Below are 22,795 nucleotides of genomic sequence, written 5' to 3'. Positions count from 1 at the left end.
GTACAGCACTAAGAGGCAACGGGCTAGCGGCGACACTGGACCGGGGCCGGGGCAGAGGACTACTGATGAGCGTCCCTCGCTGACAGCCCAACGGCCCCCGCGGCATGAGGACCCGACGCCGCCCCTGCCGCAACCGTCGCCACTGCCGAGTGGCTTACACGACTAGAACCCCGGACCTTCAGACACGCGGGGCCTCTCGCCATCGTCGACGAGAGGCCCCAGCTAGTGCGAGCACTCCACAGCGTTATCGCTCACTGCATCCCCGCTACCGCGAGGTGAACGCGACGGCCAGCCACTACACAGGTTCATCCCCGCTAGCGCGAGGTCTGGGTTAACCCCACTCCATATGAGGTATCACACATCATCGTCACCAGGGTACTGCCAGCCAGTACACGTTAGACTTCCTCTGTCGAAAGGAGGTGACCCTCATGACCAAAAAACAAAACTGGTTGCGGAGCCCGGACAGGCTCCGCTTCCTCGCAAGCTGCATCAACCTTGCGACTGCTGTTATTTCCTCCTTCCTCCGGTAACCAGTAGGGAGGCCATCGCTGGGTGCGGACGCAGGTGCCACTGCGTCCGCACCCAGACTAACCGTCTCCACACAAGCCCCCAAGTCGGGGCGCCGCGTAACGGACACGAAGACTCGCTACCAAGCGTCACGGACCTACGGCACACCACCGCCCCTTCTCACGTAACGATTCAGTCACAGTACGTACGCGGGTGTGACCCGAGTAATAATCTTGCTCGGTCCTCATCCCAAGGAAACTTCCAGAGAGGAGCCCCCCCGTGGCGCTCTCAGCACGCGCGCGGTCCGTATGGGCCAAATTCGGCTACGACCCGGAGAGCGACCACTGGCTCCCGCTCTGGCTGCACCTGCTCGACGCCGCCGCTCTCGCCGAGCACCTCGCCGGGCGCTGGCTGGCGCCCACCACCCGGGACCTCATTGAGCGCGAGCTCGCGGGCTCCGCCTCAGACCTGAGCCCAACGGAGGAGTTCCTCCTCCTCGCCTCCTGGGTCGCCGGCGTCCACGACATCGGCAAGTGCACCCCGGCCTTCTCCTGCCAGGTCGGGAAGCTGGATGACCGCATGAAGGAGGTGGGACTGAGGCACGAGCAGATCGACCCCCTCGAGCGCCGCAGGGTCCCGCACGCCCTGGCGGGCCACCTGATCCTGAGGTCCTGGCTGACGGGCGAGCACGGCTGGGGGCACGGACCCGCCAACGCGCTGGCATCCGTCGTCGGCGCCCACCACGGCATCCCGCCCACGAAGGCGGCCCTCACCAACGAGCTCAGCGGGCACGAGCACCTCCTGGGCGATGACGCGTGGGCCGCCGCCCGGCGCGAGCTCCTCGACCTGGTCACCGCCCGCACCGGTGCGGAGCCCCTGCTGCCCGGCTGGGCGAAGCGACGGTGGTCCCAGCCCTTCCTCGTCGAGCTCTCGGGCCTGGTCATTGTGGCGGATTGGATCGCCTCCACGGAGGCGTACTTCCCTCTTCTGCCCCTGGACGACGACGGCGCGCGCCTGCTCGCGCCCGGCGCCCACGCCGGACGCGCGGCCGCCGGCCTGTCCCGCCTGGAGATCCCCGCGCCGTGGCGCCCCCGCGACGACGGCGCCGACCCCGACTCCCTGCTCGCCGGGCGCTTCGACCTGCCCGCCGGCGCCCGGGCCACCGACGTGCAGGCACGCACCCTGGCGGCGGCCCGCGCCATGGAGCTGCCGGGGCTGCTCGTCGTCGAGGAGTCCACGGGAGGGGGCAAGACCGAGGCCGCCCTCATGGCCGCCGAGGTGCTCGCCGCCCGCACCGGCCGGGCCGGGGTGCTGTTCGCCCTGCCCACCCAGGCGACGACGGACGCCATGTTCTCCCGCGAGCTGTCCTGGCTGGAACGGATCGAGGAGGCCTACGCCGCCGGGGGTGCGCCGTCGGACTTCGCAGTCCAGCTCCTGCACGGCCGCGCCCGGCTCAACGAGGAGGCCCGACCGCTGCGACGGCGCGGCTATGAGATCCGCGACCGGCTCCTCGGGTCGCTCGGCGGCCAGGAGGGCGCACCGCGGCCCGCGGGGATCGGCTGGGACGAGGAGGAGGCCCGCGGCGGGCAGCCCCTCGGCGCCGCGGCCCGCCGTCGCGCCGACCTGGCCATCCTGTCCTGGTTCAACGGGCGCAAGAAGGCGATGCTCTCCGACTTCGTCGTCACCACGGTGGACCACCTGCTCTTCGGGGCCATGCGCTCCCCGCACCTGGCCATGCGGCACCTGGGGCTGAGCCGCAAGGTGGTCGTCGTCGATGAGGTGCACTCCTACTCCACCTACATGAACGTCTACCTGGACCGGGCCCTGACCTGGCTCGCCTTCTACGGGGTGCCCGTGGTGCTCCTGTCGGCCACCCTGTCCGAGGCGCGCTGCACCGCCCTGGTCGACGCCTACCGGCGCGGCCTGCGCCTGGCCGCGGGCGAGCGGGTGCCCAGGCGGCCCGCCCCCGAGGCCCTGCGCACGCCCTTTCCCTGCCTGGTCACCGCGGGGCGCGAACGCACCGAGGTCGTCCCGACGTCGGCGTCGGGTCGTCGCAGCACGGTGCGCGTCAGGCGGCTCACGAGGGACGCCCTGGTCCCGCTCCTGACGGAGTCGCTCGCCGACGGCGGGTGCGCGCTCGTGGTCCGCAACACGGTGCGGCGCGCCCAGGAGACCTACGAGCTGCTGCGCGAGACCTTCGGCGAGGACGTGAGCCTCAACCACGCCCGCTTCACCATCCGCGACCGCCTGGCCAAGGACGACGACCTCCGCCGCCGCTTCGGGCCGCCGCGCGCCCGCCCCAGCCGGCCGCACCGGGCGATCGTTGTGGCCACGCAGGTGGTGGAGCAGTCCCTCGACGTCGACTTCGACCTGCTGGTGAGTGACCTGGCCCCCATTGACCTGGTCCTCCAGCGCATGGGGCGCCTTCACCGCCATGAGCGGCGGCGGCCCGTCCGGCTCACCACGCCGACCTGCTACGTGGACTGGCTGCCCGCCACCGCCTCGGACGATCCGGCCGTGGAGGCCGGCGCCAAGGCGATCTACGGGGAGCAGGACATGCTCATGAGCGCGGCCGCCCTGGACCGGGTGCTCGGCGGCCCCGGCATCGTGACCGTGCCCGACGACGTCCACGACCTCATTGAGGCCGTCTACGGAACCGACGCCCCGGTACCGCCGCGCTGGCAGGGGGCCGTCGCCCAGGCCCGCCAGGAGCACGACGTGCAGAGAAAGAAGAAGCACGACGCGGCCAAGGCATTCCTCCTGGAGGAGCCGGAGCGTGCGGGCGCGCGCACCTCGCTGATCGGCTGGCTGCACACGACCGCCTCCGACAGTGAGGACAAGGGGCGTGCCCAGGTCCGCGACGGCGAGGACTCCCTGGAGGTCATCCTCCTGGAGCTGCGCCGGGTGGGCGGCCAGGAGGAGCTGCGCACCCTGCAGCGCCGGTCTGGCGAACCGGGGCGCATGATCCCGACCGATCGCGTCCCGGACCCGAAGGTCGTGCGCGCCATGGTGATGTCCGCGGTGAGGCTGCCCGCGAGCCTGTCCAACGCGCGCGTCATCGACAAGGTCATCCAAGAGCTCGAGATTCGTGTCGTACCCGCCTGGCAGGATGACCGCGACCTTCAGGGGCAGCTGTTCCTTCTCCTGGAGGACGGCCGGGCGCAGCTGGCCGGCACCGTACTCGAGTACTCCCCCTCCACCGGACTGAAGGAGGTCCGTTCCCAATGACACCCACAACGCCCAGCTTCAATCTTCTGGACGAGCCCTGGATACGGGTGACCCGGCTCGACGGGGCGTCCGACGAGGTCTCGCTGCTGGCCGTCTTCCGCGAGGCGGCGGACATCGCCGGCATCCACGGCGAGATCGCCAGCCAGGACGTGGCCATCCTGCGCCTGCTCCTGGCCGTCTGCCACCGCGCCATGGGCGGGCCCGAGGACATGGACACCTGGGAGGAGTACTGGGACGACCCCGGCAGGCTCGGGCGCGACGCCGTCGCCTACCTCGAGAGCTATCGGGACCGCTTCGACCTGCGCGACCCGGAGCGCCCCTTCTTCCAGGTGGCGGGGATCCACGCCGCCTCGGGGAAGGTCTCCGGCCTGGAGTCCCTCATTGCGGACGTCCCCAACGGAGATCCCTTCTTCACCACCCGGATCGCCCAGGGCCTGGAGTCCATCAGCTGGGCGGAGGCGGCCCGGTGGCTGGTGCACGTCCACGCCTTCGACCCCTCCGGCATACGCACAGGCGCCGTCGGCGATCCCCGGGTCAAGGGAGGCAAGGGGTACCCCATCGGCCCGGGATGGACGGGGCAGATCGGCGTCGTGACCGTGAACGGGGAGGACCTGGAGCGCACGCTGCTGCTCAACACCGTGGTCTGCGAGAAGGTCGACGGCCTCGACGTGGACCCGGCCGCAGACCTGCCCCCGTGGGAGCGCGAGGCGGACACCCCCGCCGGCTCGCTCACCCTGGAGCCCACCGGGCCCGTCTCCTGCTACACGTGGCAGACGCGCCGCGTCCTCCTCCACGGCGACACCCGCGTCACCAGCCTGTTCCTCGGCAACGGGGACAAGGCGACCCCCCAGAACCGCTACCTGGTCGAGCCCATGACCGCCTGGCGCTACTCCGAGCCCCAGACCAGGAAGCTCAAGGCGACCGTCTACATGCCGCGCAAGCTGCCCACGGACCGGGCGTTCTGGCGGGGCCTGTCCACGCTCGTCGCCCAGTTGAGCCCGCGGGTCACGATCAAGAGAGCCGGGGACGTGCCCCGGTACCGCTCCCCCGGCGTCGTCTCCTTCTACCAGGAGCTCATGCTCCAAGGCATTGTGCCGCTGAGCGGACTTATCCCCCTGCACGCCGTCGGCATGGAGTACGGGGCCCAGGAAGCGGTCGTCACCGAGCTCGTCGATGACACTCTCTCGCTGCCAGCCGGCCTGCTCGACCCGAGCGGCAGGCGGCTGGTCGGGGTCGTCCACGACGCCATGGAGGAGACGGAGGGCGTCGCCTCCGCGCTGCGGAACCTGGCCGCGAACCTGGACAGGGCACGGGGCGGGAGCCCGGACACGGCCTCGGCCGCACGGGGCCGCGCCGGGGCCGCCTTCTACCAGGTCATTGACGAGAACTTCCCCACCTGGCTCGCCTCTCTCGATGGCGCCGACCCCGCTGTGGCCCGCGACCAGTGGCGCACCCTGCTGCGCTCCGAGGCCTGGAGGCAGCAGGAGGCGCTCGCCTCCGCCGCCTCCGACACCGCCTTCGCCGGGCGCGGGGAGGGCAGGGGGCGCATGGACATCGGTCGCGCTCTGGTCTACTTCCGCGCCGCCCTCAATAAGGCGGTGCCGCCACCCGAACCACAGGACGCACCCGTCGAGGACGGAGAAAGGACATCGGCATGACGACGTCGGATACCAGCACGCCCCCGGACACTGCGGGCGCCGCACCGCCCGGGCCCCGGCGGCCCCGCCTGGAAGATACTGGCCGCCTTGTGGACCGGCGCATCGCAGGCCCGAACGGCCTGCAGAACCGCTACCTTCACAATGAGGCCCGGGCCCGCGGGGAGCTGGCGGCGCTGCGCGGCGCCGTGGCCAGAGAGCCCGGCGAGGTGCCCGATACCTGGGAGCTCACCCAGGTGGAGGTCCCGGACTATGCGGGCGACGCCCCCACCCGGGAGGAGATCGCCGTCCACACCGCCATGACCCTCTACGCCGTGCACCAGCAGTCCCGGACCACGCCCATGTTCCGCCCCGGCGTCGGGCTGGGCCGGGCCGCTCGAGAGCTGGTGGGATGGGACGAGGAGAACCCGTCCGCCCAGAAGCGCTTCAACGCCCTGGTCACCTCGGCCACCGTCGCCGAGCTGCGCCACCACCTGCGGGGTTTCGTCTCGCAGCTGAGGGCCCGGGACATCGCCCTGGACCACGCCATGCTCGCCGACAGCATCGCCCGCTTCCAGCGTCCGAACGGGGCCAAGCAGGTCCGCCTCGCCTGGGCCCGCCAGTACTACTCCCTGTCCCCAGCCGACGACGCCGACGCGGCGCCCCGCACCGACCACAACACCACCACACCGATCCCGGAGAACTGATTATGAGCACCTACGTCGATATCCACGTCATCCAGAGCCTTCCTCCCTCCTGCGTCAACCGGGACGACTCGGGCTCCCCCAAGTCCGCCGTCTACGGGGGCGTGCGGCGCCTGCGGGTCTCCAGCCAGTCCTGGAAGCGGGCCGCCCGCCTGTACTTCAACAACCTCCTAGACGCCTCCGACGTCGGCGTGCGCACCAAGCGGGTTGCCGAGCTGCTCGCCGCCCGGATCGCTGAGGACGCCCCCGACCTCGCGGAGAGTGCCCTCGACCTGGTCGGAGAAGTTTTCAAGCTGGCCAAGATCAAGCTCTCGGCCCCACGTAAGAAGGACGGGCCGCTGGAGTCCGGCTACCTCCTGTTCCTGTCCACCAGCCAGATCGCGCGCCTGGCCGAGCTCGCCATCGCCGCCGCGCGCAGTGGCGAGACGCTCGACGCCAAGGCGGTCAAGAAGATCTTCAAGGAGGCGCACGCCGTCGATATCGCCCTGTTCGGCCGCATGGTCGCCGACAACACCGATCTCAATATCGACGCCGCCTGCCAGGTGGCCCACGCCATCTCTACGCACGCCGCGGAGAACGAGTACGACTTCTTCACCGCCGTGGACGACGAGAAGAGCCGCTCCGAGGAGGAGGACGCCGGCGCCGGCATGATGGGGACGGTCGAGTTCTCCTCGGCCACCATGTACCGCTACGCCACCGTCAACGTGGACCTGCTGCGGCACAACCTCGGGGACAGTGAGGCCACGCTGCGGGCGCTGGAGGTCTTCATCAGGGGCTTCTGCCTGTCCATGCCCACCGGCAAGCAGAACACCTTCGCCAACCGGACTGTCCCGGAGGCCGTCGTCGTCGCTGTGCGCGAGGACCAGCCCGTCTCCCTCGCAGGGGCCTTCGAGGAGGCGGTCCCCGCGGACGCGGCCCACGGATACGTGGCCCGCTCGGTGGAGGCGCTGGCCCGGCACGCGGCGACGATCGAGGACAACTACGGCCTGGAGCCGCTGCGCAGCTTCGTCGTCGCGCTCACCGACAGCAACGCCGTCGCCTCGCTCGGGGAGCGGGTGTCCTTCACCGACCTGCCGGAGCGGGTCCGCGAGGTCGTGGCTCCGCGCCTGCCCGGTCAGGAGCGGGCCTGATGGCTGTCCTCCTCCTACGGCTCGCGGGCCCCATGCAGGCGTGGGGGGTGAAGTCCCGGTTCACAGTGAGGGCCACCGAGCTCGCACCGACCAAGAGCGGCGTCATCGGCATGCTGGCCTCCGCCGTCGGGCGGCGCAGAACCGATCCGATCGAGGACCTCCTCGCCCTGCGCTTCGGCGTGCGCAAGGACCAGCCCGGCAGCGTCATCCGGGACTTCCACACCGCCGTGCCCACCGACGGCCGCAAGCCCATGCCGCTGTCCAACCGCTACTACCTGGCCGACGCCGTCTTCCTCGCCGGCATCGAGGGCGACCGGGCACTCCTGGAGGGCATTGACGAGGCCCTGCGGCACCCGGCCTTCCCGCTGTACCTCGGCAGGCGCTCCTGCCCGCCCACCCTCCCGGTGTCCCTGGGGCTGCGGGAGGCGGCGCTGCTCGACGCTCTCCGGGCCGAGCCGTGGCTCGCCTCAGAGTGGTTCCGTCGTCGGCGCCGCGACGGTTTCGACGCGGAGATCCTCATCGACCAGGAGGCCGTGCCCATCAAGGAGCGGGCGGGCGACGCCCGGGGCAGTCGGGACGTCCCGCTGTCCTTCGACCCCCGACGCCGCGACTACGGCTTCCGGGAGGTCGAACGGCTCATGGTGCGGGTCGGAGCCCCCGAGCCGGACGCGCACGATCCCATGGCTGAGCTGGAGGAGGCGGGCCTGTGTTTCTGACGAAGATCGAGCTCGATCCGGCTCGCCGCCTCGCACGCAAGTACTTGGGCTCGCCCCAGGTCATGCACGCCGTCGTCCTGAAGGCCACCGGGGGCGACGACGGGGACGGGCCCGGACGCGTCCTGTGGAGGGTGGACGGAAGGGCCCGGGGCACGACGGCGTCGCTGTACCTGCTCTCGCCGTCGGAGCCCGACTGCTCCCAGATCATCCAGGAGGCGGGGACCGCCGGCGAGCAAGCGCGCACCCTCGACTACTCGCCGTTCCTGGAGCGGCTGGGAGCCGGGCAGCAGTGGGCCTTCCGCCTGGCGGCCAACCCCTCCTACTCGGCCTCCCGAGGGCCGGGCGCACGCGGAAAGCGGTTCGGACACGTCACGGTCGAGCAGCAGCGGCAGTGGCTGGTCGCCCGTGCCCCGGGGTACGGGTTCGGGCTCGCGCCGGTCGATGACGAGGGCGCCGACATCTCGGTCGTCGTCGTCCGCCGGGAGCGGCCCGTCTTCAGGCGGGAGAATCCGACCTGTCGCGCGCGCGACCGCGTCACGATCAACCGGACCGTCTACGAGGGCGTTCTGCGCGTCACCGACGCCGAGGCGCTGCGTCGCGCGCTCGTGGCCGGGATCGGCCGGTCCAAGGCCTACGGCTGCGGGCTCATGACGCTAGCTCGGGTGAGGCAGGACTGACGATGGCCAGGATGCTGCCGGTCCCCGTGACGGCGCTCCCCCGCGTCCAGGACCGGATGTCCTTCCTCTACCTGGAACACTGCGTCGTCCACCGGCAGGATGGTGCCCTGACCGCCCGCGACGACAAGGGCACCATCCACGTCCCGGCGGCGTCGCTAGTGGCGGTCTTCCTCGGGCCGGGGACGTCAGTGAGCCACCAGGCGATGAGTCTGCTCGGCGAGTGCGGGACGACGGCGGTCTGGGTCGGTGAGCGCGGCGTGCGCTACTACGCGCACGGCCGGTCGCTGGCGACCTCCACCCGGCTGCTTGTGGAGCAGGCGGCCCGTGTCTCCTCGCCTCAGAAGCGTCTGCGCGTGGCGCGCGAGATGTACTGCATGCGGTTCAGCGGCGAGGACGTCGACGGGCTGACCATGCAGCAGCTCAGAGGCCGGGAGGGCGCCCGGGTTCGCCAGGTGTACCGGGAGAACTCCCGGCGCACCGGCGTCCCGTGGACGCGGCGGGACTACCGCCCCGACGACTTCGAGGCCTCGGACCCGATCAACCAGGCGCTGTCGGCCGCGCATGCCGCACTGTACGGGATCGTCCACGGCGTGATCGTCTCCCTGGGCTGCTCGCCGGGCCTCGGTTTCGTTCACACCGGGCACGAGCGCTCCTTCGTGTACGACATCGCGGACCTGTACAAGGCCGAGACCACGATCCCGATCGCCTTCGATGTGGTCGCCGAGGGGATGGACGACCTCACCGGGACGACCAGGCGGCGCGTGAGGGACAAGGTCTTCGAGCTGAAGATCATCGAGCGGACGGTCAGGGACATCTACCGGCTGTTCGAGGTCGAGGACGCCGAGGACCTGGGTGTCAATGTGGTCTCCCTGTGGGACTATCAGCGGCATGCTGTTGCCGGTGGCTCGAACTACGCCGGGGAGGATGCGGGAGGATGGTAGTGCTGATCCTGTCAGCGGCCCCGGCCTCCTTGCGCGGCTCCATGACCCGCTGGCTGCTCGAGGTCTCTCCCGGGGTCTTCGTCGGGCGCCTTTCGGCCCGTGTGCGCGAGCAGCTGTGGGAGCTGGTCCGCGCCTACATCGGCGAGGGGCGCGCCCTGCTGATCTGGTCGGTGCGCTCCGAGCAGCGCTTCGCGATCGCGTCGCTGGGGCATGAGCGCGAGCCGGTCGACGTTGAGGGCTGCCTGGTCATGCGCACGCCATACCGGCAGATCGAAGGATCACGGGCGATCCCCGGTGCCGTCAGACCCCCGAAGGAGTCATGGTCGATCGCCGCTCGACGGCGGCGCTACCGCAACGCCTCCGAGCGGGCGCTAGGTCAGCAGTGAAGGCGGAAGCCGTCTGGTAGGGTGGGTGGTCGTTGGGATTCCAAGGATCGCCAAGTGTAAACCCCGCGCGAGCGGGGATGATCCCGCGTAGATACCGCCCCACTCGAAGATGGCGCAGTAAACCCCGCGCGAGCGGGGATGATCCGGGGACAGGAAGTGGCAGGAGATAGGATACTTCGTAAACCCCGCGCGAGCGGGGATGATCCTCTGCTTTTCGACGCACTGTGTGTCTTCTACTAGTAAACCCCGCGCGAGCGGGGATGATCCACGATTAATTTTGAGAGCCTGCCGACCCCGAAGAGTAAACCCCGCGCGAGCGGGGATGATCCACCGTCCTCACTCACCCCCGCCCGCGGAAAACGCGTAAACCCCGCGCGAGCGGGGATGATCCGGCCCCAAAGGCGACAAGGGGGACCAGGGCGACGTAAACCCCGCGCGAGCGGGGATGATCCCGCGTAGATACCGCCCCACTCGAAGATGGCGCAGTAAACCCCGCGCGAGCGGGGATGATCCTGCCCAGGGAAAGAGTGTCCGGCGCTGTGATAAGTAAACCCCGCGCGAGCGGGGATGATCCTACCCAGAGGCGTGTAAGCAGGCTCGCACTGCTGTAAACCCCGCGCGAGCGGGGATGATCCGCATGTCACTTCAAGCATCATATAAGGAGATGTGTAAACCCCGCGCGAGCGGGGATGATCCTACACTCAGCATTATTGCGGGAGCCGTTGTTAAGTAAACCCCGCGCGAGCGGGGATGATCCGCATTTGTCATATCGGTCGCCGTCTGAGCCTGCGTAAACCCCGCGCGAGCGGGGATGATCCTCTCGTTGTCGGCATAGTCGGTGTCCCCAATATGTAAACCCCGCGCGAGCGGGGATGATCCCATCTAGGACGGTGCAGTCGCAGATGCCTCAGGGTAAACCCCGCGCGAGCGGGGATGATCCGTTCTCCTTCGGGATCTCAACAAAACGACCCTTGTAAACCCCGCGCGAGCGGGGATGATCCCGGGCTTCTTGCGGCTGATTTCTCTCGCGCCGGGTAAACCCCGCGCGAGCGGGGATGATCCCTTAACATGTACAACAATCCCACGGAATTTACCGTAAACCCCGCGCGAGCGGGGATGATCCTGTCGCTCTGGTGCCGCCCGATAACTTGCAGGTGTAAACCCCGCGCGAGCGGGGATGATCCCCTGCTCTATCAGGCGCGGCGGGACGGTCGGTTGTAAACCCCGCGCGAGCGGGGATGATCCAAGAACCGCCGGCACAAAAAGTGACGCTGAGATGTAAACCCCGCGCGAGCGGGGATGATCCCTTGGAATGGACCCGGAGAATGAGACCGAAGCGTAAACCCCGCGCGAGCGGGGATGATCCGAAACCATCAAACCCAAGATTGTGGAAATAAGTGTAAACCCCGCGCGAGCGGGGATGATCCGGAGTAACTTATATGGGTAATGAGGTACTAGGCGTAAACCCCGCGCGAGCGGGGATGATCCCTTAACATGTACAACAATCCCACGGAATTTACCGTAAACCCCGCGCGAGCGGGGATGATCCCGTCGACGGTGTCCTCCCGCCACACGGACGCGAGTAAACCCCGCGCGAGCGGGGATGATCCGGAAGTGCCCGAGGGGAACTTGGAGAGGAGGTCGTAAACCCCGCGCGAGCGGGGATGATCCGCGTTATCTGGAGCAGAATCTGCTTTTCGACGCGTAAACCCCGCGCGAGCGGGGATGATCCGGTCCCCTTCTTTTACCTGGTCGGCGGCAGAGAGTAAACCCCGCGCGAGCGGGGATGATCCCCACCCATAAGCGCAGTCGACGCGGCACCACCAGTAAACCCCGCGCGAGCGGGGATGATCCTTTGTGTCGCTTAGTAAACTCGGGAATAGACGGGTAAACCCCGCGCGAGCGGGGATGATCCCGTCGCCGCCCGCGCGCTGACGAGGTCCTCTATGTAAACCCCGCGCGAGCGGGGATGATCCGATGCCGGTCGACGTATTCGCGTATCGACTCCTGTAAACCCCGCGCGAGCGGGGATGATCCGGTCGCCGACAATATTAAAGTGATCACTATTCAGTAAACCCCGCGCGAGCGGGGATGATCCCTTAGACATTACCTGCAAGTTATCGGGAGGCACGTAAACCCCGCGCGAGCGGGGATGATCCTATACCTACGCAATTCCCATGAACACCCTGAGAGTAAACCCCGCGCGAGCGGGGATGATCCCTCAAAGCCCGGGAACTCCTCTTGAATATCGTCGTAAACCCCGCGCGAGCGGGGATGATCCGTTTCCCTCGGGTACCTCTTTTGGGTCCACTGTGGTAAACCCCGCGCGAGCGGGGATGATCCCCATCCTCACTCACCCCCGCCCGCGGAAAACGCGTAAACCCCGCGCGAGCGGGGATGATCCGAGGGCCCAGAAGGGCCGCAAGGCAGGCGTGGGGTAAACCCCGCGCGAGCGGGGATGATCCCAACCCAACCAGAGTTCTGATTCCCAAAGATCTGTAAACCCCGCGCGAGCGGGGATGATCCCTCCAGGCCTAGCCTCAGTGCCGCGCCAGTCGGGTAAACCCCGCGCGAGCGGGGATGATCCAGCCATCTCAACCCCTCCCTGGAAATTCTTGAAGTAAACCCCGCGCGAGCGGGGATGATCCGTTACTCCTCCTCGTCGGGCACGTTCGCGTCGGGTAAACCCCGCGCGAGCGGGGATGATCCGTCATTTGGGCAGTGGACGGGAACGGAGAACTTGTAAACCCCGCGCGAGCGGGGATGATCCTCCAGTTCCTCGCCTGACCAAAACTCACGTGCCGTAAACCCCGCGCGAGCGGGGATGATCCAACAGCATGAACAGCCTCCCACACGGAGAATGAGGTAAACCCCGCGCGAGCGGGGATGATCCTTTGCTTACTGATGTAGTCGACCTGGTTCTTTGGTAAACCCCGCGCGAGCGGGGATGATCCGGCGCTCCGCGGCGCTAGTACCGCGTATGCTCAGTAAACCCCGCGCGAGCGGGGATGATCCCCAGTATGTTGCGGTAGTGCTCGGCCCCAACGAGTAAACCCCGCGCGAGCGGGGATGATCCTACGGGAATTTCTCCGGAGACGCTGCGGTACGTGTAAACCCCGCGCGAGCGGGGATGATCCTGATGCGAGTCCCTATCGTCGATATGCACTGCCGTAAACCCCGCGCGAGCGGGGATGATCCCAGACATAATCAGGCGCTCCCGGGTGACGGTGAGTAAACCCCGCGCGAGCGGGGATGATCCTGTAGCCCAGAGTCACCGAGACAGTGATCTTCGGTAAACCCCGCGCGAGCGGGGATGATCCTTGCCGCCGAGAACGCCTGGGAAAACTATGGCCGTAAACCCCGCGCGAGCGGGGATGATCCGGGGACGATTAATTTTGAGAGCCTGCCAACCCCGTAAACCCCGCGCGAGCGGGGATGATCCCCCACGGATCATGTTCACCATTAACAGACATAAGTAAACCCCGCGCGAGCGGGGATGATCCCACTGAAGTAAAGACCAAACTCAACGTTGTCAAGTAAACCCCGCGCGAGCGGGGATGATCCTTGAACTGATTAACTACCGAGAAAGGAATATCCGTAAACCCCGCGCGAGCGGGGATGATCCTTTCTCCGGAGACGCTGCGGTACGTGTCTGAGGGTAAACCCCGCGCGAGCGGGGATGATCCTCAAGTTCCTGTGAGATGCCAGAAGGCACATCAGTAAACCCCGCGCGAGCGGGGATGATCCCGTGCGTGTTAGGCGTCCACACGGCGTAGTCAACGTAAACCCCGCGCGAGCGGGGATGATCCTACGCCACGCGTCGGTCACAAGATTAAACACATGTAAACCCCGCGCGAGCGGGGATGATCCGCGCCAGTCCACACTCGTCACCGACAAGGTGACGTAAACCCCGCGCGAGCGGGGATGATCCTTCACGTCATACACGCTCCCCTCACCCACAACCGTAAACCCCGCGCGAGCGGGGATGATCCGCCCTTTCTTGCTGCTTTCTGCCGCTTCTCCTTGTAAACCCCGCGCGAGCGGGGATGATCCTGAGGCCGGTCTGCACCTCCTCGATCGTGTCACGTAAACCCCGCGCGAGCGGGGATGATCCGCGGGCGCTCGTGCATCACATACGGATACAGAGGTAAACCCCGCGCGAGCGGGGATGATCCTTTCCCATACAAAGAATTCAGGAAAAGCTTCGCGTAAACCCCGCGCGAGCGGGGATGATCCCGCCGCACACATGGAGACGTACGCGAACCCCGAGTAAACCCCGCGCGAGCGGGGATGATCCCTATGAGATGCTCGCCCGCATTAAGAACGAAGCGTAAACCCCGCGCGAGCGGGGATGATCCGTGTGCTCATTGTGTTCCTTTCTCGTTCTCGGTGTAAACCCCGCGCGAGCGGGGATGATCCCGCCATGAAGGCGGCTAACTACGATTTGCTCACGTAAACCCCGCGCGAGCGGGGATGATCCGAAGGTCTCGCCCCACGACCCACGCCTCACCACGTAAACCCCGCGCGAGCGGGGATGATCCCTGGATCTCCACCGGGGCGTCGACTCTCTGGTCGTAAACCCCGCGCGAGCGGGGATGATCCTTCATCGGCTCTCTCATCAGGTCGATCCTCCCGCGTAAACCCCGCGCGAGCGGGGATGATCCCGAGGAGACCATGATGGTGAGGGACGAGGAGGCGTAAACCCCGCGCGAGCGGGGATGATCCGCCGCCCCGCCACTCCACCCCCCAGATATCGTAGTAAACCCCGCGCGAGCGGGGATGATCCCTCAATATTATCGACATTCTTACCGGTCACATTGTAAACCCCGCGCGAGCGGGGATGATCCCGTTGTCTCTTGCAGGACGACCCCTCCCCGGACGTAAACCCCGCGCGAGCGGGGATGATCCCCTTCACGTCGAGAGGATGCAGCATGGGCGGCAGTAAACCCCGCGCGAGCGGGGATGATCCCGGCTTGCCGACTGGCGGCTCGATCTGGCTGTGGTAAACCCCGCGCGAGCGGGGATGATCCTCACGCCGACTGCCTGCGCCTGTGGCGCAGGTGGTAAACCCCGCGCGAGCGGGGATGATCCGGTTGAGGGCGTGGTCGGTGCGGAGGCGCTGATGTAAACCCCGCGCGAGCGGGGATGATCCCGCTCGTGCATCACATACGGATACAAAGAATTTGTAAACCCCGCGCGAGCGGGGATGATCCCGCCCTCGAACACGAGGGACGCCTCGATCATGTGTAAACCCCGCGCGAGCGGGGATGATCCGGCGTTCTACGGGCTCGCCTCGGCCCTGCTGGCGTAAACCCCGCGCGAGCGGGGATGATCCCAGCGGCTGGGTCGTCGCCGAGGGGGAAGGATCGTAAACCCCGCGCGAGCGGGGATGATCCGCGTGGCGTGGCGATCGACGTGCGAGAGTACCGGTAAACCCCGCGCGAGCGGGGATGATCCCGTCGTGTGCCCGCTGACGCCGGACGAGTCCAGGGTAAACCCCGCGCGAGCGGGGATGATCCGAAGAACGAGGAAGGTGGTGGCGGTGGCGGTGGGTAAACCCCGCGCGAGCGGGGATGATCCGGTCAATTCTGAGATCTCGGCGACCTTCCAGGCGTAAACCCCGCGCGAGCGGGGATGATCCCGCCGTCGACCCATGTCACCTTCGGAACCGTCAGTAAACCCCGCGCGAGCGGGGATGATCCCAACCCCCATGTAAAAACCAATATTGAAAAGAAGTAAACCCCGCGCGAGCGGGGATGATCCCGGGTGCTCGCTCTACGCGATGACGGCCGGTAAGTAAACCCCGCGCGAGCGGGGATGATCCGATTGCGTCCGTGTGGCGTGAGGACACTGTTGAGTAAACCCCGCGCGAGCGGGGATGATCCGACGAGGCCACTCATTCCTGTTCTCCTTTCATCGTAAACCCCGCGCGAGCGGGGATGATCCCCATCGGGTTCCAGGGGTCGAACGAGTCATCCTGTAAACCCCGCGCGAGCGGGGATGATCCGCCTGAGGAGACGCTCGCAGGGGCGACGGCGCGGTAAACCCCGCGCGAGCGGGGATGATCCGAGCCGCTGGTGCTTGTAGGGCTTGAAGGTGAGGTAAACCCCGCGCGAGCGGGGATGATCCGCATCATGCGAGGAATCGCAGTAATCACAGGCAGTAAACCCCGCGCGAGCGGGGATGATCCGGCCGCGGGCCTCGACCGGAACCGCCAGTACGCGTAAACCCCGCGCGAGCGGGGATGATCCCCTACCGCCCGGTCATGTTCAGACAAATCGTCTGTAAACCCCGCGCGAGCGGGGATGATCCGCTCAGGGTGTGTGCGCCTACGCGTGCGCGCGTGGTAAACCCCGCGCGAGCGGGGATGATCCCCCCGCCCCGCGAGGGGCGGGGGTTTTCAGAGGGTAAACCCCGCGCGAGCGGGGATGATCCCAATAGGACTGATCCAGCCTGCCAGCATCGAAGGTAAACCCCGCGCGAGCGGGGATGATCCCAGCCAGACACGCCGGCCCATGCGCACAGCACGGTAAACCCCGCGCGAGCGGGGATGATCCGCACCCTTTTCCTACCGGGCGGTAGCCCAACCAGTAAACCCCGCGCGAGCGGGGATGATCCGCGAGATTGGTGTGGCGCTGGTCACGCATGACTGTAAACCCCGCGCGAGCGGGGATGATCCGCCGATGCCGCACATCGACCGGCTCGGCATTGCGTAAACCCCGCGCGAGCGGGGATGATCCCCTACCGCCCGGTCATGTTCAGACAAATCGTCTGTAAACCCCGCGCGAGCGGGGATGATCCCCGTGGTGGCGGCGCCGGCGACGGCCTCCATCAGTAAACCCCGCGCGAGCGGGGATGATCCCTAGATACTATGATTGGCCATAGGCGACCGGCAGTAAACCCCGCGCGAGCGGGGATGATCCGTTGCTGGTGATGATGGCCTCGGTGCTCATTGCGTAAACCCCGCGCGAGCGGGGATGATCCTCGGTGTCTGAGGGTGTGGAGTGTCCAGCCGGTGTAAACCCCGCGCGAGCGGGGATGATCCGGAGGGCCGCCCCGGGTGGGGCGGCCCTCCTTTGTAAACCCCGCGCGAGCGGGGATGATCCCCGACGGTCGGTCTAGAGGGCGGGCCGCGGCATGTAAACCCCGCGCGAGCGGGGATGATCCTGGACGCCCACACCATAGGGGGCCCGGATCCGCGTAAACCCCGCGCGAGCGGGGATGATCCGCGCCACAAGTTCGACGCACCGGAGTACTCTCTGTAAACCCCGCGCGAGCGGGGATGATCCTTCCCCTCGGGCACGTCCTTCGGGTCCACTGTGGTAAACCCCGCGCGAGCGGGGATGATCCGGCGTTCGTCATGTCGGCCGCCGTCTGAGCCTGGTAAACCCCGCGCGAGCGGGGATGATCCCTTCATCACCTCCCCGCTATAGGTTGTGCTATTGTAAACCCCGCGCGAGCGGGGATGATCCCGACTCAAGGGTTCTGAACACGATTCGCCTGCTGTAAACCCCGCGCGAGCGGGGATGATCCGTCCGCCGCCAGAAGGCCATTGACCAGTACGCGGTAAACCCCGCGCGAGCGGGGATGATCCGCGGCTCACGGCCGATCACGTGCAACGAATCCGGTAAACCCCGCGCGAGCGGGGATGATCCGCGCCTGACCCGCAATATGGTCATTCGTCTTGAGTAAACCCCGCGCGAGCGGGGATGATCCGTCCGCCGCCAGAAGGCCATTGACCAGTACGCGGTAAACCCCGCGCGAGCGGGGATGATCCGCGGCTCACGGCCGATCACGTGCAACGAATCCGGTAAACCCCGCGCGAGCGGGGATGATCCGCGCGCAGGGAGCGAGAACAAGACTTTCACGTCGTAAACCCCGCGCGAGCGGGGATGATCCTTGGCGGCCTTCATTGCATTCAGCTGCTCAGTGGTAAACCCCGCGCGAGCGGGGATGATCCATACATCTCAGAAAGAGTGTCGGCGAACTTGCTGTAAACCCCGCGCGAGCGGGGATGATCCTAGCCGGCTGGCCGTCCACGATCTGCTCAAAAAGTAAACCCCGCGCGAGCGGGGATGATCCTAAAGACTATGCGACCGCCGCAACGGACGTGGCGTAAACCCCGCGCGAGCGGGGATGATCCCCCATATTTCGCACAGTGGGGGATCATGCCCGGGTAAACCCCGCGCGAGCGGGGATGATCCGATGCTCATCAAGCAGGTGCAGGCCTACGCGGGGTAAACCCCGCGCGAGCGGGGATGATCCTGAGTTCACCGACGCTCTGATTAACAGGATCGGGTAAACCCCGCGCGAGCGGGGATGATCCCGGGGTTTTTTCGGCAATTCGAAACATCATCAAGTAAACCCCGCGCGAGCGGGGATGATCCTTTCCCATATAAAGAATTCAGGAAAAGTTTTGCGTAAACCCCGCGCGAGCGGGGATGATCCCACCACTTTTCTGACCAACACTAATAGATAGGAGTAAACCCCGCGCGAGCGGGGATGATCCCCTGGATGCACGGAATGTGCTTTTCCTTGATCCGTAAACCCCGCGCGAGCGGGGATGATCCCCCGGATGATCTCGTTGTTATTACGACGCCTGAGTAAACCCCGCGCGAGCGGGGATGATCCTGTCCCGATACGTTGAGTCCCACCTCACCTCCGGTAAACCCCGCGCGAGCGGGGATGATCCCTCCCCCACCTCACTGTGAAAACGCTCCTCCTCGTAAACCCCGCGCGAGCGGGGATGATCCCTGAGATCACAGTGCAGCTAGACGTCTGGCAGAGTAAACCCCGCGCGAGCGGGGATGATCCGGTGACGTGGGTTGATGGTGTGACCGATATCAGGTAAACCCCGCGCGAGCGGGGATGATCCCCAGAGATCGAGGACATGGACATGAGCGAAAACGTAAACCCCGCGCGAACGGGGATGATCCTGAGCATCATACACGCCTCGGTCTCACTCTCCGGGTAAACCCCGCGCGAGCGGGGATGATCCCGCCCAGACCCAGACCCAGGACCTCACCAGGGCGTAAACCCCGCGCGAGCGGGGATGATCCGGGGCCCTGTGTCGTCGTCCGCCTGCCCGTGGAGGTAAACCCCGCGCGAGCGGGGATGATCCGTGGTGGACTGGCATAGGCGGACCGAGCACGAGGTAAACCCCGCGCGAGCGGGGATGATCCACTGCTGAAAACCCCGCCCCTCGCGGGCGGGGTTGTAAACCCCGCGCGAGCGGGGATGATCCGCCTCTTCGAGCGCCCGGTGCAGCTGACGGCACGTAAACCCCGCGCGAGCGGGGATGATCCTGGCGGTTCCGGGGCGATCGTTCCCCACGGGTCGTAAACCCCGCGCGAGCGGGGATGATCCGCGATCTACGTCATCAGCGGGAAGCCCGCCCTCGTAAACCCCGCGCGAGCGGGGATGATCCCGTCCGTGATGCCGCGATGGCGGCGGGCCAGTGGTAAACCCCGCGCGAGCGGGGATGATCCCTTCGTGACCTCGTCGGGCAGGTACCGTGACATGTAAACCCCGCGCGAGCGGGGATGATCCGTCGAAAAGCATGTCCTGGATCGGGCGCCGCGTGTAAACCCCGCGCGAGCGGGGATGATCCGGACGGGCACGTCTGTATGATCGGCCGCGGCGGAGTAAACCCCGCGCGAGCGGGGATGATCCCCTCGAACGGTGTTTTCTCCGCGATCCGGAACAGTAAACCCCGCGCGGGCGGGGATGATCCCGCGTCAATACTGCCATCATCCTCACTGTCGTCGTAAACCCCGCGCGAGCGGGGATGATCCCGTTCGCGTCGGCGACGGCGAGTACCGCGATGGGTAAACCCCGCGCGAGCGGGGATGATCCCAACAAGGTCCTCCGGGTTGGCGTACGTCTCCAGTAAACCCCGCGCGAGCGGGGATGATCCGAATCCGGTGACAATTGCGGTGCCGGTGAACGAGTAAACCCCGCGCGAGCGGGGATGATCCTTTCCCCTTGACCCGTTCGGTGCGGGGCTCGACGTAAACCCCGCGCGAGCGGGGATGATCCGCACGAGTGTGATTTCGAGCGCGCAATTTTTGTGTAAACCCCGCGCGAGCGGGGATGATCCCACTATCGTGCACTTGAATGTCTCAGAGAACGAGTAAACCCCGCGCGAGCGGGGATGATCCCGCGACAGTCAACAAAATCCGCTTCAGCATCCGGTAAACCCCGCGCGAGCGGGGATGATCCCGCAGAATCACATGAGTGTCCTTGCCCTCAGCCGTAAACCCCGCGCGAGCGGGGATGATCCCATTAAAGGCCGCGGCCCACGCCTCAACACCGAGTAAACCCCGCGCGAGCGGGGATGATCCCTCGGTGGATGAGCACAAGGACAGTTTGATGCAGTAAACCCCGCGCGAGCGGGGATGATCCTCACATTCTTCAGGGAGAGGACCTCGCCCACGTGTAAACCCCGCGCGAGCGGGGATGATCCGGACCGTGACTGTGTGGCCGCCAGGTCCTTCCTGTAAACCCCGCGCGAGCGGGGATGATCCGGCTTTCACCGACCCGCCCCTAGCCTCCACCTGGTAAACCCCGCGCGAGCGGGGATGATCCCGCGACCATCCCTGGCACTGCGGTCGTCGGCGAGTAAACCCCGCGCGAGCGGGGATGATCCCCTCCAGGCCACGATCGTCGGCGGTCTCAAGGAGTAAACCCCGCGCGAGCGGGGATGATCCCCGGCGGAAGAGCTCGCCGTTGGATCTGGGCCCGTAAACCCCGCGCGAGCGGGGATGATCCGTCGTCCACGGTTTCGTCGGTTGAGATCGTGATGTAAACCCCGCGCGAGCGGGGATGATCCCCCCTGGCTGGCGGCGAGCTTCGTGACCGCCTCGTAAACCCCGCGCGAGCGGGGATGATCCCGGGCGATCGCCGACTTCCTCAAGGACTCCCTCGTAAACCCCGCGCGAGCGGGGATGATCCGCCATCTTGCACCCCTCCCCTGGAAATTCTTAAGTAAACCCCGCGCGAGCGGGGATGATCCCACGGCCCCGGATGACTGATCAGGCCGACGGCCGTAAACCCCGCGCGAGCGGGGATGATCCGAGGTCACAAAAATACCTAAAGGTGTGTATGCCGGTAAACCCCGCGCGAGCGGGGATGATCCGCCACCATTCGCCTGATACTCCGCGAAAAGCGAGTAAACCCCGCGCGAGCGGGGATGATCCTGCCCATCAAGATCGATGTGCCTTTCTCGGTTGGTAAACCCCGCGCGAGCGGGGATGATCCGGCGGCAGCCAGGCGGCGGCCGGTCGCCGTGGCGTAAACCCCGCGCGAGCGGGGATGATCCGCAACCAGACAGCGCAGAAGCAGACCACATAATGTAAACCCCGCGCGAGCGGGGATGATCCATACCGCCGCCTAGGACTGAAGGTTCTGGCTTTCGTAAACCCCGCGCGAGCGGGGATGATCCGTTCTCCAGGCGCTCAATATGCTTCTCGACCTGGTAAACCCCGCGCGAGCGGGGATGATCCATCGGGTACCGGTCCAGGCCAATCCCCGTCTCGCGTAAACCCCGCGCGAGCGGGGATGATCCTTCACGAGGGCAAGAACCGCATCACCGACCTCAGTAAACCCCGCGCGAGCGGGGATGATCCCGTGCTGAAGGTGTTCGGCGGCGCCCTGGCTGCGTAAACCCCGCGCGAGCGGGGATGATCCGAGCCGGGTCGAGCAGGTCAGCCACGTCCCTGCCGTAAACCCCGCGCGAGCGGGGATGATCCTCTGCCGCAATCTCTGACAGTGCTGGGTCTCAGGTAAACCCCGCGCGAGCGGGGATGATCCGACCCGACTCGTCAAGAAAAGCGCGGCGAAGCGGTAAACCCCGCGCGAGCGGGGATGATCCGTATATTGTTCAGACGAAGGTCGCTGGCAAGAAGTAAACCCCGCGCGAGCGGGGATGATCCGGCGCCTCTAATCAGTCCTCGTCCACAGGCCGGTAAACCCCGCGCGAGCAGGGATGATCCGTACTCTCCGAGGCCGTCGAGGATCTTGTTGATGTAAACCCCGCGCGAGCGGGGATGATCCGACGACCTCTCCCGTAGTCTTGTCGGCCTTCACGTAAACCCCGCGCGAGCGGGGATGATCCTTACCCAGAATGACTGCATCGGCTACTCCCAGCGTAAACCCCGCGCGAGCGGGGATGATCCGCCGGGGTCGATGAATCCTGCGGTCTGGTGGACGTAAACCCCGCGCGAGCGGGGATGATCCTGTTCGCATGGTGCTCGTGGGAGCTAAGGAGGTGTAAACCCCGCGCCAGCGGGGATGATCCGGCTTGAAGGCAAGCCGGTACCTCTTGCCGGTGGTAAACCCCGCGCGAGCGGGGATGATCCTGAGACCGAGGCCTGCATGATGCTTATCGTCGTGTAAACCCCGCGCGAGCGGGGATGATCCTGTTCCGCGGACGCGCTCTGTGCGTGGCTCGACGTAAACCCCGCGCGAGCGGGGATGATCCTGTGGTCGGCATTTGTTTTCTCCTTAGCCGATTGTAAACCCCGCGCGAGCGGGGATGATCCGGGGCCGTAGCCGCTCTCGTGAATGCTGGCCTCGTAAACCCCGCGCGAGCGGGGATGATCCTACCGACGTCCTCAAGCGCATTGAGCTGCTTCTGTAAACCCCGCGCGAGCAGAGACGTGGTAGTGGACCGGGAGGCGGTGCGCACCCGCCCGCGCGCGCCTAAGACCTGGAGGCCGCACAACCCCTCCGCAAGGTCCGCACCATCATCCCGGCGGTCGTCCTGGGGCTCGCGCCCCGATCTGCTCCGATGCGGGATCCCGCCACCAAACGTTCTGGAGACAGGCTGGCCGGCGATATCACCTATATCCGCACCTGGGAAAGGGCTCGTG

8 protein-coding genes and 1 CRISPR repeat array are annotated in these 22,795 nt (G+C 66.7%); all 8 genes read left to right on the top strand.

The window, feature by feature from the left end; genetic code table 11:
• The first annotated feature begins 786 nt into the window (after positions 1–786).
• Genes cas3 through cas2e form a run of 8 tightly spaced genes read left to right on the top strand, consistent with a single transcriptional unit; the run spans position 787 to position 9,923 of the window.
• On the top strand, positions 787–3,735 hold the full coding sequence (gene cas3 / locus AIF0345_RS05425; RefSeq protein ID WP_285297557.1) for a CRISPR-associated helicase Cas3': 2,949 nt from the start codon (positions 787–789) through the stop codon (positions 3,733–3,735).
• The gene (gene casA, locus AIF0345_RS05420; RefSeq protein WP_285297556.1) at positions 3,732–5,393 is read left to right on the top strand and encodes a type I-E CRISPR-associated protein Cse1/CasA; all 1,662 of its coding nucleotides are present in this window, start codon (positions 3,732–3,734) and stop codon (positions 5,391–5,393) included. The genes cas3 and casA overlap by 4 nt, the downstream gene beginning before the upstream one ends.
• Positions 5,390–6,076 (top strand): type I-E CRISPR-associated protein Cse2/CasB, encoded by a 687-nt coding sequence (gene casB / locus AIF0345_RS05415; RefSeq protein ID WP_285297555.1) that lies wholly within the window; start codon positions 5,390–5,392, stop codon positions 6,074–6,076. The genes casA and casB overlap by 4 nt, the downstream gene beginning before the upstream one ends.
• A 2-nt stretch (positions 6,077–6,078) precedes the next feature.
• Positions 6,079–7,203, top strand: a complete 1,125-nt coding sequence (gene cas7e / locus AIF0345_RS05410) for a type I-E CRISPR-associated protein Cas7/Cse4/CasC (RefSeq protein ID WP_285297554.1) — start codon at positions 6,079–6,081, stop codon at positions 7,201–7,203.
• A complete protein-coding gene (cas5e, locus tag AIF0345_RS05405; protein WP_285297553.1) occupies positions 7,203–7,919 on the top strand; it encodes a type I-E CRISPR-associated protein Cas5/CasD in 717 nt (238 codons plus the stop codon). The genes cas7e and cas5e overlap by 1 nt, the downstream gene beginning before the upstream one ends.
• Complete coding sequence (cas6e, locus tag AIF0345_RS05400) at positions 7,910–8,596, top strand: type I-E CRISPR-associated protein Cas6/Cse3/CasE (protein WP_285297552.1); 687 nt, start codon at positions 7,910–7,912, stop codon at positions 8,594–8,596. The genes cas5e and cas6e overlap by 10 nt, the downstream gene beginning before the upstream one ends.
• Positions 8,597–8,598: 2 nt before the next feature.
• Positions 8,599–9,537 (top strand): type I-E CRISPR-associated endonuclease Cas1e, encoded by a 939-nt coding sequence (gene cas1e / locus AIF0345_RS05395; protein WP_268917787.1) that lies wholly within the window; start codon positions 8,599–8,601, stop codon positions 9,535–9,537.
• A complete protein-coding gene (cas2e, locus tag AIF0345_RS05390) occupies positions 9,531–9,923 on the top strand; it encodes a type I-E CRISPR-associated endoribonuclease Cas2e (RefSeq protein ID WP_268917788.1) in 393 nt (130 codons plus the stop codon). The genes cas1e and cas2e overlap by 7 nt, the downstream gene beginning before the upstream one ends.
• A 56-nt stretch (positions 9,924–9,979) precedes the next feature.
• A CRISPR array of direct repeats spans positions 9,980–22,526; the repeat unit is 28 nt; unit sequence GTAAACCCCGCGCGAGCGGGGATGATCC.
• Positions 22,527–22,795 lie beyond the last annotated feature (269 nt).

It is taken from the genome of Actinomyces israelii (assembly GCF_030253495.1).
GTDB classification, from domain to species: domain Bacteria; phylum Actinomycetota; class Actinomycetes; order Actinomycetales; family Actinomycetaceae; genus Actinomyces; species Actinomyces israelii.
The sequence above is the reverse complement of the archived record's forward strand: the minus strand, read 5'-3'. Positions and strand labels throughout refer to the sequence as shown.

Bases quoted from the DNA above. Each gene is read 5' to 3' on its own strand.
- cas2e (WP_268917788.1), top strand. From the start codon at position 9,531: ATGGTAGTGCTGATCCTGTCAGCGGCCCCGGCCTCCTTGCGCGGCTCC.
- casB (WP_285297555.1), top strand. From the start codon at position 5,390: ATGACGACGTCGGATACCAGCACGCCCCCGGACACTGCGGGCGCCGCA.
- casA (WP_285297556.1), top strand. From the start codon at position 3,732: ATGACACCCACAACGCCCAGCTTCAATCTTCTGGACGAGCCCTGGATA.
- cas1e (WP_268917787.1), top strand. From the start codon at position 8,599: ATGGCCAGGATGCTGCCGGTCCCCGTGACGGCGCTCCCCCGCGTCCAG.
- cas5e (WP_285297553.1), top strand. From the start codon at position 7,203: ATGGCTGTCCTCCTCCTACGGCTCGCGGGCCCCATGCAGGCGTGGGGG.
- cas7e (WP_285297554.1), top strand. From the start codon at position 6,079: ATGAGCACCTACGTCGATATCCACGTCATCCAGAGCCTTCCTCCCTCC.